The 17,109-nt window shown below is 44.6% G+C and carries 13 protein-coding genes and 1 tRNA gene; 8 read left to right on the top strand and 6 right to left on the bottom strand.

Annotation, left to right across the window (positions count from 1 at the left end; translation table 11 throughout):
- Positions 1–326: 326 nt before the first annotated feature.
- The 4 genes from rpsU to rpoD are packed head-to-tail and all read left to right on the top strand — an operon-like array spanning position 327 to position 4,609.
- On the top strand, positions 327–536 hold the full coding sequence (gene rpsU / locus LEP1GSC058_RS01705) for a 30S ribosomal protein S21 (protein ID WP_010569755.1): 210 nt from the start codon (positions 327–329) through the stop codon (positions 534–536).
- Between the two features lie 41 nt (positions 537–577).
- Entirely contained in the window at positions 578–1,027 is a 450-nt protein-coding gene (locus tag LEP1GSC058_RS01710) for a GatB/YqeY domain-containing protein (protein WP_016547817.1), read from the top strand.
- 11 nt (positions 1,028–1,038) lie between these two features.
- Positions 1,039–2,826, top strand: coding sequence for a DNA primase (dnaG, locus tag LEP1GSC058_RS01715; RefSeq protein WP_039947907.1), 1,788 nt, complete (start codon positions 1,039–1,041; stop codon positions 2,824–2,826).
- 13 nt (positions 2,827–2,839) lie between these two features.
- On the top strand, positions 2,840–4,609 hold the full coding sequence (rpoD, locus tag LEP1GSC058_RS01720) for an RNA polymerase sigma factor RpoD (protein ID WP_010569752.1): 1,770 nt from the start codon (positions 2,840–2,842) through the stop codon (positions 4,607–4,609).
- A 112-nt stretch (positions 4,610–4,721) separates the two neighbouring features.
- Here rpoD and LEP1GSC058_RS01725 read toward each other — a convergent pair whose 3' ends face one another.
- Positions 4,722–6,341, bottom strand: coding sequence for a glycerol-3-phosphate dehydrogenase/oxidase (locus LEP1GSC058_RS01725; RefSeq protein ID WP_016548045.1), 1,620 nt, complete (start codon positions 6,339–6,341; stop codon positions 4,722–4,724).
- Positions 6,342–6,425: 84 nt separating this feature from the next.
- Here LEP1GSC058_RS01725 and tyrS point away from each other — a divergent pair, with 84 nt between their 5' ends.
- The gene (gene tyrS / locus LEP1GSC058_RS01730) at positions 6,426–7,643 is read left to right on the top strand and encodes a tyrosine--tRNA ligase (RefSeq protein WP_016547897.1); all 1,218 of its coding nucleotides are present in this window, start codon (positions 6,426–6,428) and stop codon (positions 7,641–7,643) included.
- Positions 7,644–7,666: 23 nt separating this feature from the next.
- Entirely contained in the window at positions 7,667–8,863 is a 1,197-nt protein-coding gene (locus tag LEP1GSC058_RS01735) for a polysaccharide deacetylase family protein (RefSeq protein ID WP_016547925.1), read from the top strand.
- 80 nt (positions 8,864–8,943) lie between these two features.
- Here LEP1GSC058_RS01735 and LEP1GSC058_RS01740 read toward each other — a convergent pair whose 3' ends face one another.
- From LEP1GSC058_RS01740 to LEP1GSC058_RS01760, 5 genes are all read right to left on the bottom strand, one after another.
- The gene (locus LEP1GSC058_RS01740) at positions 8,944–9,135 is read right to left on the bottom strand and encodes a hypothetical protein (protein WP_039947909.1); all 192 of its coding nucleotides are present in this window, start codon (positions 9,133–9,135) and stop codon (positions 8,944–8,946) included.
- 102 nt (positions 9,136–9,237) lie between these two features.
- The gene (locus LEP1GSC058_RS01745) at positions 9,238–12,561 is read right to left on the bottom strand and encodes an efflux RND transporter permease subunit (RefSeq protein ID WP_016548257.1); all 3,324 of its coding nucleotides are present in this window, start codon (positions 12,559–12,561) and stop codon (positions 9,238–9,240) included.
- A gap of 33 nt (positions 12,562–12,594) precedes the next feature.
- Positions 12,595–13,131: a peptide deformylase gene (def, locus tag LEP1GSC058_RS01750; RefSeq protein ID WP_016548198.1), complete on the bottom strand. Its 537-nt coding sequence runs from the start codon at positions 13,129–13,131 to the stop codon at positions 12,595–12,597.
- Positions 13,132–13,137: 6 nt separating this feature from the next.
- A complete protein-coding gene (locus tag LEP1GSC058_RS20435; RefSeq protein WP_016547918.1) occupies positions 13,138–13,824 on the bottom strand; it encodes a hypothetical protein in 687 nt (228 codons plus the stop codon).
- 65 nt (positions 13,825–13,889) lie between these two features.
- A tRNA-Ala gene (locus tag LEP1GSC058_RS01760) sits at positions 13,890–13,962 on the bottom strand.
- A gap of 61 nt (positions 13,963–14,023) precedes the next feature.
- Between LEP1GSC058_RS01760 and LEP1GSC058_RS01765 the strand changes: the two genes are divergently transcribed.
- On the top strand, positions 14,024–14,329 hold the full coding sequence (locus LEP1GSC058_RS01765) for a hypothetical protein (protein WP_016548072.1): 306 nt from the start codon (positions 14,024–14,026) through the stop codon (positions 14,327–14,329).
- A 36-nt stretch (positions 14,330–14,365) separates the two neighbouring features.
- Positions 14,366–17,104, top strand: a complete 2,739-nt coding sequence (locus LEP1GSC058_RS01770) for a SpoIIE family protein phosphatase (RefSeq protein ID WP_408605688.1) — start codon at positions 14,366–14,368, stop codon at positions 17,102–17,104.
- The last annotated feature ends 5 nt before the right edge of the window (positions 17,105–17,109 follow it).

The following is a 17,109-nucleotide window of genomic DNA, read 5'->3' on the forward strand; positions in this document are numbered from 1 at the left end:
ATCGTGCAGATTGTAGGAACTTCTACAAAATACTCCAACACCCTTCAAACCTAAAAAAGCAGTATTTTTACCAATATTGGTAAAAATACTCCTCCAATCTGACCAATCTATAAATTTTAACTACAGCCAGAGTCGCCGGAACCAAATTTAGGGATAAATTCCCTTGACAGGAAACCTTAAATTAGGAAGATAGCAAATCAGGGGATTTTTACTCCCTGTTTCCGGACCTCGGGGAAATCTGTCCTTCAGGGTTGGTTTTCCCGCCAAAGTAAGGCCGAAATCCACAGATCCGGTTCCTAAAATCCGTACAGGAGGAATTCCACCGAATGGTAGGAGTCATCGTAAAGGAAGGAGAATCAATCGAATCCGCCCTCAAACGTTTTAAGAGGGATTGTGCTAATGCTGGAATCATGAGCGAAATTAAACGTCGTGAATTCTACGAAAAGCCAAGCATCAAAAAGAAGAAGGCACTAGAGTCTGCAAAACGCAAGCTTGAAAAGAAAAAGCGCCTCTTCTCGCGGAAGGATCGCGGTTAAACCGCATCCACGCGATCTCGGACAGTGAAAAGGGGAGGAACATGTCCCTACAGGCAAAGATCAATACCGACCTGAAAGAGGCTATTAAGTCAAAGCAAGAACCTCTTCTGTCCACACTCCGTCTTCTTAAGGCGGACATTCAATACGAATTAACGAAAACAGGCGCTCAAGAGTTAGTAGACGAGCAGATTATCGTTTTAATCAAGCGAAGTTATGTAAAGAGAACCGATGCAATTCAAATGTATGAAAAGGCGAATCGGCCCGACTTAGCAGATAAAGAAAAGGCCGAAGCGGAAGTTCTCAAATCCTATCTTCCTCCTGAAGTTTCTGAAGATCAGATTGTCGCAGTTTTAGACAAAATTGTGAGCGAGTTAAAACCGGCAGGTCCGAAAGATATAGGCAAAGTCATGGGGAGAGTCATGGCCGAGTTTAAAGGGTTGAACATAGACGGATCAAAGGTCTCTGCGATCGTTAAATCCAAACTCTCCTAAGCGGGCAACCATTGCAGTTCCAAAGGGAGTTTATCGACCGAGTACGTAGGGAAGTTCCCATCGAAAGCTATATCAGTCGATTTGTACCGCTTCAAAAACGCGGAAAAAATATGGTCGGGCTTTGCCCTTTCCATCAGGAAAAATCTCCTTCATTCAACGTTTCCACTGATAAGCAGTTCTATCATTGTTTCGGATGCAAAGCCTCCGGCGATATCTTCCAGTTCGTTATGAGCTACGAGCGCGTCGATTTTCAAAGAGCGAAGGAAATTCTTTCCGAGTATTCCGGGATTCCGATCCAAGAGAAAGGGAAAGACGAACAAGAAAAGACCGAACTACTTTACAAAGTAAATCGCAAGGCTTTGCAATTTTTCTTAGAAAATCTTCGTTCTCCCCAGGGTCTTGCAGCAAGAGATTATTTGAATTCGAGAGGATTAGGCGAAGAAGTCCAAAAAAGTTTTCAGCTAGGATTCTCGCTTCCCGGATTCCAGAATTTAATCCCTAAAGTATTCTCCTCAAAAGAAGAGATCAAAGCGGCCTTAGATGTCGGACTTATTCGAGAATCCGATAAAGGTCGTGAACCGTATGATTTTTTCCGAGAGCGGCTCATGTTCCCCGTTCTGGACCTATCCGGCAGAGTTATAGCGTTTTCGGGACGGATTTTGGGATCGGGAAAAGAAGCAAAATACGTGAATAGTCCCGCGTCTTCGATCTTTGACAAAGGTAGAACGTTTTACCATCTATATCAGGCAAAAGAATCCATCCAAAAATCCAGAACCGCAATCCTAGTGGAAGGATATTTGGATGTGATCGGATTAGTCTCGAAAGGAATCGAGAATGTAGTGGCGTGCATGGGCACTGCAGTTACGGAAAATCATATTCGAACGATGAAAAAGTTCGCCGATCGCTTCCTTTTAGTTCTAGACGGGGATTCTGCCGGTCGAAAAGGGGCACTTCATGCCGCCGAACTCTGTCTAAAAGAAGGACTAGAATGTTCCGTAGTGCTTCTTCCGGAGGGAAAAGATCCTTTCGATATTTCCAAGGAAAGCGGGCGCCAGGAATTACAAAAGCTGCTCGAAACGTCGCATCCCGCCTCCTCATTCGTAGTGGATGAATTACTGGAAAAGACCGATTCTCGCGCCCTACCGGAGAAAAAAAGAAAGGCTTTGGATAATCTATACGGCTTTCTCCGCGGGTTGACCCGTGATTCCGATCGAGAATTTTTCCTAGGGCTCGGGGCTCGTAAACTAGGAATTAGCATGGATGCGGTTTTGCGAGATTATAAAGGCGGGGGAGCCAAGTTCGCACCTGCCGGGTCCGATAATAGAGGTAGACCGGGAGTGCGAATTTCCGGTCCAAGTCCCGCAGAAGATTGCGAGCGAAAACTGATAGCTCTTCTTGTACGAATGAACGCACTTTTTTCTTTTTCGGAAGAACTGTCATCTATGGAATTCTTAGACGCTAAAAGCGCCTTTCTTTGGGACTTTTTATATACCCGGTATGTTAGCGAGGAAGAAATTTCTCCGGCGGCTATATTAGCTTCCGAAGTGCCGAACGAATTCAAGGAAGCGATTGCACCGTTTCTTTTGGACGAATCGGAAATGAGTTTAGAAGAAGCCTCCAAAGTTTTCGGACTTTTACTGGAACAACAAAAAGTATTCGTAATCGACGAAAGAATGAGAGAGCTCGATCGAGATTCCAGCCTAGACCAACTGGAAAAACTAACTAAATTGGCATATTACAAGACCGAGAAGGAAAAGCTCTTAGAGCATATTCGCAACGCCGGCTCGGCAATACGATAGAGGAATCCCCATGATGGAAAATTTGCAAAGCATGCCCGAAGTTCAGAAGATCATCGCGATAGGAAAGGCGAATAGCGAAATTTCCTACGACGAAATCAACGAGATACTTCCGGATAAGATCCTGAACTCAGAAAAGATCGATGACGTCTTCACGCTTTTGCATGAGATGGGAATCGAAATTGTAGAAGAGTACACCAGGAAAACTTTAGAGCCTTCTTCGGCAGTCGTTTTAAAGGACGATCCGAGTATGGTTCCCGCAAAACCTGCGCGCAAAAAGAAAGAATCTGCCTCTGCAGCGGGCGGCTCCGAAGATCCTATCCGGCTTTATCTAAAGGAAATCGGAAAAGTAAATCTGATCTCCGGTGAGACGGAAGTCTTTCTGGCAAAGAAAATCGAGAAGGGCGAAAAGATTATCGAGGAAACGATCTTAGGGTCGTCGATACTTCGCGCCAACTTTATCAAACTTCTACCTAAGATCCGAAGCAAAAAAACCAAGGTCTATGATCTTGTTCGCGTAGATAAAATGTACGCGATGAATGCGGAAGAGGCCAAGAAATTGGAGGAACTCTTCTTCAAAAACATCTCGGTCATACAGGAACAAGAGAAGGTTCTTCAGGAAGCGCAATCTAGAATTCGCAAATACTCCGAGAATTCCAAGAAGTTCAAAGAATTTAAGGAAAAAATCGACGTATCCAAAGGAATCATCGATACTGCGATCCGCGAACTCGGAGTTTCCCAAAAAGAAATTCAAAAAATCTCCCAGAAAATCAAGTCCATGGTTTTCCGTATCAAAGAGATCGACCGTCATTTCTTAAAAATTAAGGCACAATACGGGTACGATGTCAGAGATATAAAAGCATTCAACCGCTTTATCGAGAAGAACGAAAAGCTCGAAGATATCGAAAAGATGATGGGTGTTTCCATCGACGAAGTTCGAGAAGTCATTAAAGATATTCGAAACAACGAAAGAAAGCTCCGTCGCATGGAGCAAGAAGCCGGCTCCTCCGTGCAAGAAATTAAAGACTGGGGAGAGAAAATTATCAAAGGCGAGCGCGAAATCGCTCAAGCCAAGAAAGAACTCGTTAAAGCGAACCTTCGACTCGTCGTTTCGATTGCAAAACGCTATGCAAATCGCGGTATGCACTTCTTCGATTTAATTCAGGAAGGAAATATCGGATTAATCAAAGCGGTCGACAAGTTCGAGTATAAGAAAGGTTATAAATTCTCCACATACGCGACTTGGTGGATTCGGCAGGCGATTACGCGCGCGATTTCCGATCAAGCAAGAACGATCCGAGTTCCCGTTCACATGATCGAACAAGTAAATAAAGTGATTCGAGAAACCCGCCTTTTTGTTCAAGAATTCGGTCGAGATCCGTCCAACGAGGAAATCGCGGAACGTTTGGGTTGGCCCGTTCAAAAAGTAAAGGCCGTCAAAAACGTAGCAAGAGAACCTATTTCCCTGGAAATTCCGGTCGGATCCGAGGAAGATTCGGAATTAGGCGATTTCATCGAGGACAAAGACGTGGAATCTCCGGTAAATTCCGCGGCTTCCAGCATTCTCGCAGAACAGATTCGTCAGGTTTTACATACGTTACCGGCGCGGGAACAGAAAGTCATTCGTATGCGCTTTGGTCTGGATGACGGATATCCGCAAACGTTAGAGGAAGTCGGTTATCAGTTTAAAGTAACCCGCGAAAGGATTCGTCAAATCGAAGCGAAAGCATTGCGTCGCCTAAGACACCCGTCTCGCTCCAAAAAACTCAGGGATTATATAGACTGATTTTACGATCTAACCCGGTGTGGATTTTTTAGGAATCTTGAATCCGGACGTTTCGGAAAGATATTTTTCGATCAAGGCGGGAAGCAGGAAGACTTGCTCTCCGCCTTTTTATTTACCTAGCTTTCGCATCGATAGTAGTCGTCGCCGCCAATGACTGAAGGAGAGTCCTGGCAGACTCCTCTTGTTTTTTTCTCTCCGCTTCCTTCCAACCAAGAGATTTCGATAAAATCTGCGCGACCGGCGGAATCAACTTTCCCGCTAGTTTTAAGTCCACAAATTGAACCCGAAAACGTCTGGCGATTATGTCCGTGACGGTGAGTGCAAATTCTTCGGAAATAAACCATTCCACTTCTTCCTTAAAGAATTCCAGACCGGCCCCGAGCGCGGTCGGCTTCTTACCAAGAATGGTAAAGACTTCTCCGCCATATGCATTTTGCAGACGTTTGGAAGTTAGTTCCGACGTTTTGTACGTTTTACGGATTTCTAAATATAATTGCTCCGAAAATCCGGACTTCCCGGGGAAATCATAATGATACGTTTTACAACCATTATTAGGGGAAAGATTGCCTTCTCGAATCACTCGATCAATCAAATCCTCAGCCATCTTCCTATAAGTGGACCATTTTCCGCCCCCCATCGTAATCAAACCGGAGGGAGAAGTTAGAATGACTTCCTCGCGGGAGATACTTTTGGTGTCCTGATTTCCTTCCGGAGAGATGAGAGGACGAATGCCCGCGTAAACCGAAATGATGTCCTTTCGAGAAACGGGTTTTTCCAAATAATCCGATCCGGTATTTAAAAGAAATTCCACTTCGGATTCTAGGGGCATCGGGTCTTCGGATATTTCGTCAACCGGTGTGTCGGTCGTCCCCAGTACGACATGATCTTCCCAAGGAATCATAAAGACGACGCGCCCGTCTTTAGTCTTGGGGATGATTAAGGCGGTATTACACGGAATCGTTTCCTTCTTAAATACTAAGTGAATCCCTTGACTCGGAGATAATACGCGATATGTCCTAGGATCATCCTTTAATCGAATATCATCCACCCAAGGACCGGTTGCATTCACGACTACCTTAGCTTTGACGTCGATTGTCTGCTCGGAGATACGATCCTTTACCTTCGCTCCGATAATTTTACCGTCTTTCTTCTTGAAGGAGATTAGTTCGGCGCGATTGAGCACCACGGCGCCTTCCATTTGTGCGGAGCGCGCGAGTAAAACGTTCAGGCGAGAATCGTTAAATTGGGAGTCATAATATAGAATGCCTCCTACAAGATGCTCTCTCTTGAGGGAAGGAAAATCCTTCAGCACTTCCTCTTTGGAAATGCGCTTGTGAGCGGGAAGTTTTCCTTTCCAAGCTAAGATATCATACATAGTCATTCCGATACTATAGTAAGGTTTTTCGTAGAATTTATACGTGGGTAGGACAAACGGTAACGGTTTCACAAGATGGGGAGCATTTTCCAAAAGTCTTTGTCTTTCGGTTAAGGCTTCATGGATCAATTTGAAATGAAATTGCGCTAAATAGCGTACTCCTCCATGAATCAGTTTAGTGGATCGGGAAGAAGTCCCCGAAGCAAAGTCGGCCTTTTCAATCAAAGCCACTTTGAGACCTCTTAAACTTGCATCCAAAGCGGCCCCGGCTCCCGTTGATCCTCCGCCTAAAATAAGGACATCGAATTCGGTCTCGGAAAGCTTCCGAAATCTAGTTTTACGGTCTTGTTTTTGCATACGTAACGTCTTCCTGCTTTACAGGGTTGTTTCCGCCTGCGAATTTGCAAATAGATTTCCTAAACAAGAACGAACTCGGACTACATGGAAGCAAAGAAACAAATCGAAATCATCAGACGCGGCTGCGTAGATGTGATTAGCGAAGAGGAACTTCTCGCTAAGCTGAACAAGAAAAAAACTCTCAAAATCAAGGCGGGCTTCGATCCGACCGCGCCCGATCTTCATTTAGGACATTTCGTCCTTCTCAGAAAAATGCGCCATTTCCAGGAGCTGGGACATGAGGTACATTTTTTATTGGGCGATTTTACTGCAATGATCGGAGATCCTACAGGGAAATCCGAAACCAGAAAACGTCTTTCGCGAGAAGAGGTCTTAGAAAATTCAAAAACCTATCAAAACCAGGTGTTCAAGGTGTTGGATAAGGAAAAAACTAAGATCGTCTATAACTCATCTTGGTGTTCTCGGATGAATTTCGAAAACGTTCTCGTCCTATCCTCAAAATACAGTGTCGCGCGGCTATTGGAACGGGATGATTTTAGTAAGAGATACAAATCCGGTCAGTCAATTTCACTTATCGAATTTCTATATCCGTTAGTACAGGGCTACGACTCGGTAGAAATGGAATCCGACGTAGAGTTGGGAGGAACGGATCAAAAATTCAATCTTCTCGTTGGGCGCGACTTACAGCGTGAATACGGCAAGGAACCTCAATGCGTCTTGACCGTTCCGTTATTAGTGGGACTAGACGGCGTAAAAAAAATGTCCAAATCTCTCGGAAACTACGTAGGAATTACGGAAGAGCCGATAGATATGTTCGGGAAGCTGATGTCCATATCCGACGACCTTATGTGGAATTATTACGATTTATTAACGGACCTTCCTTTGGATCAAATTTCCGAAAGAAAGGTCGGGATGGAATCCGGACGCCTACATCCGAAAGAAGTGAAGACCGAATTGGCAAAATTGATTATGGATCAGTTTTCTCCCCCTGAAAAGAATTCGGAAGCGATCGAGGAGTGGAACAGGATCCACAATCCTAAATCCAGGGCGATTCCGGACGATATCGCAGTTACGCAGCTTGGGCAGGAATTTTTCTCCGAATCAGAAACACCCCAATTAGCTTGGATTCTGGCTAAGTTAAATTTTGTTCCGTCCGTTTCCGAGGGAAGAAGAATTATCAAATCCGGCGGAATTTATGTCAATGAGGAGAAACTCGGAGACGAGAAATTTACTCTTTCGCGAGGCAGAGAGTACTTGATTCGGCAAGGGAAAAAGGGAAAATTCCTCCGTCTGGTCAGTTAGGTTAGTCGGTCAATATTATACCCATGCTTAGCGAAGAAGAGTCGACTGTTCTTTCAAAAACGATTAAGGAAATCCAAGATACGGGAATCCAATCCGAGGTTTTGGAGCGGAAATTTCGTACTATTAGATTAGCCTCGTCCGGACTTTTCTTCTTAATTTTGACCGTTACGACGGTTTTTGCTTTGGCGCGTCGGCTCGACTCGCTCCAAACTACCGTCGAAAAGCAGAACAAAGTCATCTCGGTTCTTTCCGAAGACATTACAAGTCTTCGCTTGGACGAACAGCAGAGGGAAGAGGAAGTTTTGCGATTCAAATCCTCGTTGCTTGACGATGTTCCCGAAGGGGACTTACACGAAGAGATCGAAAAAAATCTCGAAATTTTAAATCAATCCCTACCGACGAAAGGAATCGGTAAAAACATCACTCGGGGAAATACAAACTTTAAAGAGATTGCTCTTACTTTCGATCTAGGTACGGGAGAAGATTTACAAATTCTTTATGAATTTATGACACGCTTTCCGATTAAGGTAACATTATTCGTATCGAACGAGAATCCCGCAAAGAAAGGAGGTTCGCTCTTTTCCAATACGAATATACATTACTTAAAAAAATTGGTGGCCTTAAAGGGGAGAGTAGTCTTCGGGAATCATACTTGGAGTCATTACAATCTTCCGCGCAGTTTAAGAGAACCCTCGCTGCGAAAACGGGCTTTGCTCAGTTACGTGAACGATGACATTCCTGATTTGAACGACTTGCTCGAAGAAATGAGAGCGGTTGAAGAAAAATTTCGAACTCTGACCGGAGCGAACTTAACGAAGTACTATCGCCTGCCTTACGGAGCAGTCGATCCGATTCTGCTCGATACGTACGCTTACTATGGATATGAAAATCATATTTTCTGGAGCAATAATTCCGTAGGATCGCTCGATGTTCCCGATTTCGTTTATAAGAAATACGTCACGCGAAGGGACGCGTCGGGGAAAACGAAATTGATCCAAAACCCGCATTATAAAACCAAACAAGAGATGCTGGATTTCCTGTACCGCTGGGAACAATCGGACAAGAATGGAATGAACGGCGCAATCATACTTATGCATTTAGGATCCCCAAGGCAGACCGAAAAATTAATCTATATTCTTCCCGATTTTATCCAAGCTATGTTGGACAAAGGTTATAAATTCGTGACTGTTCCGGAAATTTTAAACGACCAGCAAGACTAAGCGGTCTAGATTAAACTTCTTATAATAATATTTAAACCGGAGCAGAGCGCCTCCTCCGGATTCTCCCTCGCGTGCCCGCGCTATGATTCGATACTTTGATGAGACGAAACGAGAAATCGCTGTGCTGCGATTTCATTATTCGAAACCGATAGTGTCGCTTGAACAATACCCTTTGCATTACTGGAAAGCGGCTTAAATGCCATCAATAAATCCTGGCCGGAGCAACCGGTTGTAGAAGCGCTTCCGTCCGATCCAAGAACATCTGCTTCCAAGAACCAAGATTCTTTTTGTCGAAACTTCCGCGTCCGGAAGTCTTATCGTGGGTTTACAGGATCTAAGAGTCTTTACTTCGCAGAAGCTTTTCTAAATACGCTCTATTTCTTCTTCTTTTCCTTTTGAGGAGTCGGGGAAGAAACGAAAGAATAAACCGGCTGATTCCGTTTTGAATTCCAAATTCGATTCGACAAACCCGAAAACCAAGCTTGGTATCGATATAGATGAAGATAAAAGACGGGAACCATTACCAACGTAACTAAGCTCGCAAAAGCTAGTCCCCAACCGAATGCCAAAGCCATCGGAACCAAGAACGGATCGAACCCTCCGATTCCGTAGGCGGTTGGAAGTAATCCTAGAACGGTCGTCACCGTAGTTAAAATCACGGCTCGGAGTCGTAAATTCCCGGTTTCCAAAAGCACTTCTATAATATCTTTGTTCGGGTTAGCTTTCCGAAGAGAGTTGGCAAAATCCACGAGAACGATCGAGTCGTTAACTACGACTCCTGAAAGACCCACGATTCCTAAAAACGCCAAGAATCCGAAGTATTCTCCGTGAGAAACGAACGCAAGAATGACTCCGATAAACGAAAACGGTATCGCACTGACTACGACCAGTGGCTGCAATAAGGAGCCGAACAGGGAAGCGAGTATGATATAAATAATCAGAAAGGCGGCTGCGAAAGCAAGTCCCAAGGATTTAAACGAATCGTCCGTATCCTTATTCTCTCCTCCGAACCGCACCGTATATCCCGGATACTTTTCGAGAATCTTACGGGCGTCGGCCAATTTTTTCGTTTCCGAGTTCGCTTTACTTGGATTCGTATTTTTACCCGAAGCAAGATTTGCGGAAACGGTCATGACACGTTTTCCATCCAAATGATTGATATTGGAGAAGCCCGGATTTCTTTGTATGGTGACGAGTCTCGAAACGGGAATCATTTTCCCCTGCAAATTCGAAACATATACGTGATTCAAGCTGGTAACAGACTGACGATAGGATTCGGGGAAACGGACCTTTACTTCTACTTCCTCGTCGGTACGCTTGATCTTCGTCGCGACTGTTCCTTGAAAAGCCGTATTGATGGCCTGCGCGACTCGGGTTACGGAAACGCCGGCGGTCGAGGCAAGGGATTCACTGACCTTAATACGAACCTCGTCCTTTCCTTCGTTAAAATCGTCGGCGATATCGGTAACTCCGTTCACTTTTCCCAAAACCTCTTTGTATTCGGCCGCGATTTTCAAGAGCGTATCGTATTCATCTCCGCGGATTTCGATCGCAATCGGTTTTCCCACAGGAGGGCCGCCGGAAAGTTTTTCGTATTCAAGGGCGACTAACTTCCCACGTAAGGATGCAAATTCCTCGGGAATCACGATCGGCTCATCGACATCGCATTCGTCCTTCTTATTAATGGCTTCTTGCTTGATCCGTCCTTCTTCGATTTTACGAGATTCATCGTTCAAAAGCCAGAGAGTCCTTTTCCGTAAACGTCTGATGATATCGTCGGTCTTATGGCATTTTTTACGATTTTCTTCGGCAGTTAGATAGGCCATCGTCATTCCAAAATGCTTTCCGCGTTTGGTAAACGGGTCGTTCGGGTTTGCTTGAATGATCCCGACCCTCGTGGCGTAATTTTCCAAATCTTCCGGGGGAATCTTTGCGATTTCCTTTTCGATCACTTTTAGATAGCGGTAAGTTTCCGAAAGACTGGCGCCAGTCTTGACGGTAATTTTTGCGTAAAACTGATCTACCGAACCGGGGAATAATTTAAACCGCGGATAATTCGCAAGAATAACGAAACTTACGATTAAAAGTCCGAGGATACCGAAAGTCATGGACCAAGGGTGGGAGAGAGAAAACTTTAAAACGGGAATATACTTCGTATTACGAAATCTCGCAAACCAACCCGATTCTCCTTTGATTTCTCCGGTTTTAACATTTCTCTTATTGATATCGTATAAGTGATTAGGAAGGATAAAGAACGCCTCCGTGAGGGAAGCACAAAGAGCTATGATCACGACCAGCGGAATACTGTACACGAATTTTCCGAAGATTCCCGACATGAATAACATCGGGGCAAATGCGGCGATGGTCGTTGTTACCGTCGCGGTAACGGGAGAAACGACCTCCAAAGTACCTTTTAAGGTGGCTTCGTACGGAGGCAGACCTTCTTCTATATACCTGTACACATTTTCGCAGATAATGATGGCGTCATCGACGAGTATTCCCACTACCAACACTAAACCGAACATCGAAATCAAATTCAAGGTCAGTCCGAAATAATTCATTAAGATGAAAGTAGCGCCGAAGGAAACCGGAATTCCGAGCGCGGTCATTAAAGCGACTCTCCAGCCTAAAAAGAAGAAAAGGGAAGCCGTCACTAAAACCATTCCGAAACCTGCGTTCGAAATGAGTACGTTCAATCGACGGCGAATATACTTGGATAAATCGTTTACGAATGCATATTCATATTCCGTATTACTTTGGCGGAATTTCTCGACGGTCTTTTTCACGTCGTCGACGACTTTGATCGCGTCCGAGCTTTGTCGTTTTAGAACCGTCAACGCGACGGTCTTTTTTCCGTTCACATTTTCCAAATAATCGGCTTCTTTTAGACCTTCCGTGACTTTGGACACGTCCTGAACTCGAATCGCATATCCGATTTCGTTACCTCTAACATGCACTCTGGAAATTTCGTCGGGGGTATCGAATTCTCCCACGGTTCGAAGAATGATTTCCTTTTCGGAACCGATTACGTTTCCGCCGGGTACATTCACATTCCGATTTCGTAATGCGCTAATTACGTCCTGACCGGTCAAATAACGGCTATTCAAACCGCCCGGATTCAGATCCACCTGCATTTCGGTGTCTCTCCATCCGCGGCGCACGACTTTTGCTACTCCGGAAATATCGAGTAAGGATTGTTCTACGATTTTTGCGTGGGCTTTTAGTTTCTTCTCGGATTCAATCGATCCGTCGTCGCTTTTTAACGTGACGGAAACTTCGATCACCGGAGTTCTCGCCGTCGTAATCTCGGTTACGATCGGATCCTCCGCATCTTCCGGAACATCCTCCACCCGGTCGATGGCGGATTTGATATCGTCTACTACTTTCTGGGAATCTTTCGCATCAGGATCCAGAGTGACTACGATACCGGATCTACCTTCGATAGAGGCGGATCTATATTCCTTAATTCCGTCCACTTCTTTGATCGCCTTTTCCAAAGGATTGGTAACCAATTTCTCCACTTCTTGAGGTGAAGCTCCCGGATACAAAGTGGAAATGGAAACGATATCGAAATTGATATTAGGAAACGCTTCCCGGTTCATCAAAACGGCAGTCAACCCGCCAAACATAATGATAAGGAATGTGAGAAGATTGACGAAGATACTCTTCGAAAGAAAATATTCTAGAATAGTTTTCATGGAGAACCCGGTCCAGGTTTGAAAGACGAATAATCAGTCTAGGATCGGACCTGTCAATTCCATAGAATCGTTAAAACCGAAAAGTTTGGTGCTTTTTAGCCGGTCTACATACAAAACACCCTTCAAATGATCGCATTCATGCTGGAAAACGACAGCTTCGTAGCCTTGCAGCACTTCTTCATGCCGATTCCCTTTTTCGTCCATCCAAGTAACTCGAATTTTGTTCGGCCTTTCCACAAAGCCTCGCATTCCAGGAACGGAAAGGCAGCCTTCCCAATTCCCATCGACAGATTCGGTCAGGGGGGTTATCTCGGGATTTAAAATCACTCTCTCCAGAACGCGGGAGCTTTCAGGATAATCTTCCTTTGGGTCGGTGCCTACGACAACCATCTGTTTCAGAATTCCAATTTGAGGAGCCGCTAAACCGACGCCCTCCGCGTGCCGCATGGTATCGAACATATCTTTAATGAGCTTTTTAAACTCTTTGGTAAGTAGTTCGTCAGGATGCACAGGTTCGCTCGATTTACGCAGTACTGGATCACCTATCTTAAGAATTTTACGAATGGACATATTAATTTAGAATTTAGTCTTAATCCTAGACTTAGACCGTTTTTGCCCACTATTATTCCAGAACAACTCCAGGATTTTATTCAACTTATGCATGTCCGGTTCGGAAAATCTAGGATTTCTGGTTTCCCAACGATAAATTTGAGTCCGCTTTGATAAGCGAGAGAGATGTTCCGCCTGAGCCGATAGTTGTCCGACGGTCCTTGGCAGGAGGATCCCCAAAAACGCCGATATTTCCGATTCGTAAATATCGTTCTCATCGAACTGAGAGAGAATTTTATCCAACGAAAACGGGTCGGTTAAGAATCGCGGTAAAAGGCTTAGATTCTTTAGAATCCAATCGGCCTTCTCCAAAATCGGTAGCGCAAATCCGGAGACCGGACTCGGGTTCGGAAAGAGCAGAAAAAGAGATTGGACGGCTTCCTTGTTTTTAAGAGCGAGTTCCCATGCAAATCTCGTGGAGAAACCTTCGGCAACTAAATTTACTTTTCTTTTTCTGGAGGAGACGTATGCAAATAATTCGTTGAAAGTCTCCGTTCCGAAATTCTTAGGAGGAACGGCAAAGGTTAAATGAAAACCGTCGGGTGAATTCGGCTCTCGGGATGAAAAAGACAAATTCCAACCATCCCTGATCCAGAGAATTTCCTCTCCTTTAGGGGTTCCTTTACTAGTAAAACTCCAATGGTTATCGTTCATCGGTCTCAAAAGATATTGACAGTGATTCTGAAACGTAAGTAGTTATAGGGGAATTGGGAAGGCGATGGAGACGAGGGGAATCGAACCCCCGACCTTTTGAATGCCATTCAAACGCTCTCCCAACTGAGCTACGTCCCCTCGGGCCCCACGATCCCATGAGAGGTCGTACTGTCAATAGATAATTGTTAGGAGCATGTGGATGAGCGAATCCATAGAGGAACTAAAGAAAAAAATAAAAATCCAGAACGACATTATCAAGGGCTACGAAAAAGTCCTGCGACTGAACGAACAGGAATTAGAAAATGCTGATGAAATCATTAGAATGTATGAAACGATTATTCAATATTCCGGACAAGAATTGAAAGACGTTAAGGAGGCGTTTGACGCAACCTCAGTCGTTACAAATCTTTCTAGAGATGAACTCATTTCTGCAATGAATCGAATCAAAGAATTGGAACTTGCTAACAAGAAACTTCGGGAAGAATCTCTTAAGTTTCAATCTTAACCTTCACCATTGACCCAGATTAAGAAACAGGAGACTCTGCTTCGCAGCCGTCCCGACGGCTCCCTCTCTTTAGAGGAAGGGGAAGGAGTCTCCGCGATCTTTGACAGCTTTTTGCGTGAGTCAATGACCTTGACTCATGCGGAAGCCGGGGCCGTATTTTCCAGAATCAATCCCGGAGAACTTAGACTTGTTTCCGGAGTAGCCACTAAGGATTTGGTGGAGGCGGGAGATTGGGCATTTTCTCAAGCAGGAAAAGATCTACTACTCGAGAAAGGTAAAACTCCTCCCTGGGCTAAGCATCATTCCAATTCTCCAATCATTATCTGTAAATTAAAAATCGATGAAACAGGATCATCCCTTCCGAAAGGAGCGGTTTATGCAGTCTTGGTTCTTCGAGGAATGCAAACGGCGGACCGATTCGCAAAGACCGACTTTGAATTGTTGCGAACCACATGCAAAACGATCGGAAGACTCTTAAAAGAATCCTATCTCTCCGGCGACTCATCCTTAGTAACATTATCCTTGCTAGCCACCACCCAATTAGTGTTGGAAGCCGCGCAAGCCAAACGACAATCCGAAAGATTCGATTTTCTGCTAACCGAAGTGATACGAGTTTCGGGGCTGATCAATTCTTCCTTGGATCTCTCTCAACTGTTGGAAGCCATTATGCTTTCCTCCAAAACCGTATTTCGGACCGAAGCTTGCAGCGTTTTATTACTGGATGAAACAAAGGAATATCTATATTTTCACACAGTTTTAGGCGAAAAGAGCGAAGCCGTTACAAAGATGAAAGTACCGATCGGTAAGGGTATTGCGGGTATGGTCGTGCGCGAAAGCAAACCTATGATCATAAACGATGCGCAAAACGACGATCGAGTATATAAAGAGGTGGATCGAGCCTCGCAATTTACGACGCGAAATATTATGGCGGCCCCTCTAGTCGCAAACGACGAGGTGATCGGGGTCATCGAAGCGATCAACACGGTCGATCGGGAATCGTTTAACAACGAAGACTTGGAACTATTCTTAAGTTTTTCGGGAACGTCCGCTCTCGCGATCCAGAAAACCGGGTTATTGCAGAATCTAGAATTAGCGAACAGAGACTTGCGTAAGAAAGTCTCCGAGCTTGAATCTTTATTCGAACTTTCTCATGCAGTGACTCAATCCCGAAATCGTTTGAGCTTGGTTCGGAAAACGATCCGATTAGTAAATCGAGAATTGGATGCATCCATCTCCGGCGTATTTTTATACAGCGTGACCAAGGATGGATATATCAATTGCGCGTATTTTGACGGGCAAACCGAAAGAATCGATCGAATTCCGGAAGTCGAGATAGAAGGTTCACAGATCTACTCGAGCATAATCGAAGGCTTACCCGTCCTGAAGCGCGATATTTTGGATCACCCTTTTCCTCACGCTTTAGATCGCTCTTATTTAAAAGGTTCTTATATTATCGTTCCATTATTCTTGTCTAGCGGAGAACCGTACGGCGCATTGACGGTCGCGGATCGCAGAGACAAACTTTCTTACCGCGATTCCGATTTCAAACTTTTGCAAACGATGGCGTCTCAGGTGACAAAAGGATTCGAGGCGTTTCGACTTAGGAATGAGATGCTTGCGAAGAAAGCGATTCAGCAGGAAATCGATATTACTCGAAAAATTCAGCAGAACATTCTTCCTTCGGAAAAAGTATTCCTCTCCAACTTCGATTTGGGAATCCTTTCCGTTCCTGCAAAAGACGTATCCGGAGATTTTTACGATTATTATCAGTATAGCGACGGACAATATTCCTTCTTAGTCGCCGATGTTTCCGGAAAGAGTTTACCGGCAGCGCTATTCATGGCAATGAGCTCTTCGATTATTCGAACATTGGCTAGAAATCACGATCTGACTCCGGAAGAAATTTTACGCCAAGGGAATGAACTCATTTTCGAGGATTCTCATTTCGGGATGTTCGTCACCGCTTTTTTTATTCATTATAATCCTTCGATCTTCACGGTAGAATACGCTTCCGCCGGTCATAACGATCAAGTCTGGATCAAAGAGGACGGTTCTTATGAATTGATCAAAGGCCAGGGTCCGCCGTTGGGGGTCATTCCTACGGCAAAATACCGAGGAGGTAATTTTAGGGTAAAACCGGGAGATATCGTCGTACTGTACACGGACGGAGCAGTGGAAGAAAAGGACGCTCAAGGGTTCGAATTCGGATTGGAGCGGATGATCGAGGAAATTCGTAGCCGAAGACACTTCTCTTCGCAAAAAATCATAGAAGAATTATACGGGGAGATCCGCAAATTTTCCGGATCAAAAGAACCGTTCGACGACTTTACCGTTCTAGTTTTAAAATTCAACGACGATTATCAATTTTATAGGACCTTTGACGCGAATACCGCCCAAATTCCAGTGTTTAGAGAATTCATTTACGACACGATCAAAGTACGCAATCTGGACGAAGCTTTCCGCGATGATATCCTACTTGCTTGCGACGAAGCCGGAACAAATATAGTAATGCACGGATATAAGGATACCCTTCTAAGGAATCCGAAATTCGATTGTAAAATACGCTTCACTGAGGATTCTATCACGATCGTCCTGACCGATTCCGGTACGGGTTTCGATCGAACTAGAGTTAAGGATCCGTCCATCGAGGAAAACCTTTCCGGAAAACGGAAAGGCGGATTCGGGGTTTACCTAATTGAAAAACTGATGGATTCGGTTGATTACCGAATCGAAGAGGGTAGGAATATTCTTACTCTTCGAAAAAACTTTCGCTAAACGGC

The sequence above is a fragment of the Leptospira fainei serovar Hurstbridge str. BUT 6 genome, assembly GCF_000306235.2.
GTDB classification, from domain to species: Bacteria; Spirochaetota; Leptospiria; order Leptospirales; family Leptospiraceae; genus Leptospira_B; species Leptospira_B fainei.

What these genes read in the sequence shown, in the direction of transcription:
- rpsU (WP_010569755.1), top strand. Translation starts at nt 327, where the DNA reads ATGGTAGGAGTCATCGTAAAGGAAGGAGAATCAATCGAATCCGCCCTC.
- LEP1GSC058_RS01710 (WP_016547817.1), top strand. Translation starts at nt 578, where the DNA reads ATGTCCCTACAGGCAAAGATCAATACCGACCTGAAAGAGGCTATTAAG.
- rpoD (WP_010569752.1), top strand. Translation starts at nt 2,840, where the DNA reads ATGGAAAATTTGCAAAGCATGCCCGAAGTTCAGAAGATCATCGCGATA.
- LEP1GSC058_RS01725 (WP_016548045.1), bottom strand. Translation starts at nt 6,341, where the DNA reads ATGCAAAAACAAGACCGTAAAACTAGATTTCGGAAGCTTTCCGAGACC.
- tyrS (WP_016547897.1), top strand. Translation starts at nt 6,426, where the DNA reads ATGGAAGCAAAGAAACAAATCGAAATCATCAGACGCGGCTGCGTAGAT.
- LEP1GSC058_RS01735 (WP_016547925.1), top strand. Translation starts at nt 7,667, where the DNA reads ATGCTTAGCGAAGAAGAGTCGACTGTTCTTTCAAAAACGATTAAGGAA.
- LEP1GSC058_RS01745 (WP_016548257.1), bottom strand. Translation starts at nt 12,561, where the DNA reads ATGAAAACTATTCTAGAATATTTTCTTTCGAAGAGTATCTTCGTCAAT.
- def (WP_016548198.1), bottom strand. Translation starts at nt 13,131, where the DNA reads ATGTCCATTCGTAAAATTCTTAAGATAGGTGATCCAGTACTGCGTAAA.
- LEP1GSC058_RS20435 (WP_016547918.1), bottom strand. Translation starts at nt 13,824, where the DNA reads ATGAACGATAACCATTGGAGTTTTACTAGTAAAGGAACCCCTAAAGGA.
- LEP1GSC058_RS01765 (WP_016548072.1), top strand. Translation starts at nt 14,024, where the DNA reads ATGAGCGAATCCATAGAGGAACTAAAGAAAAAAATAAAAATCCAGAAC.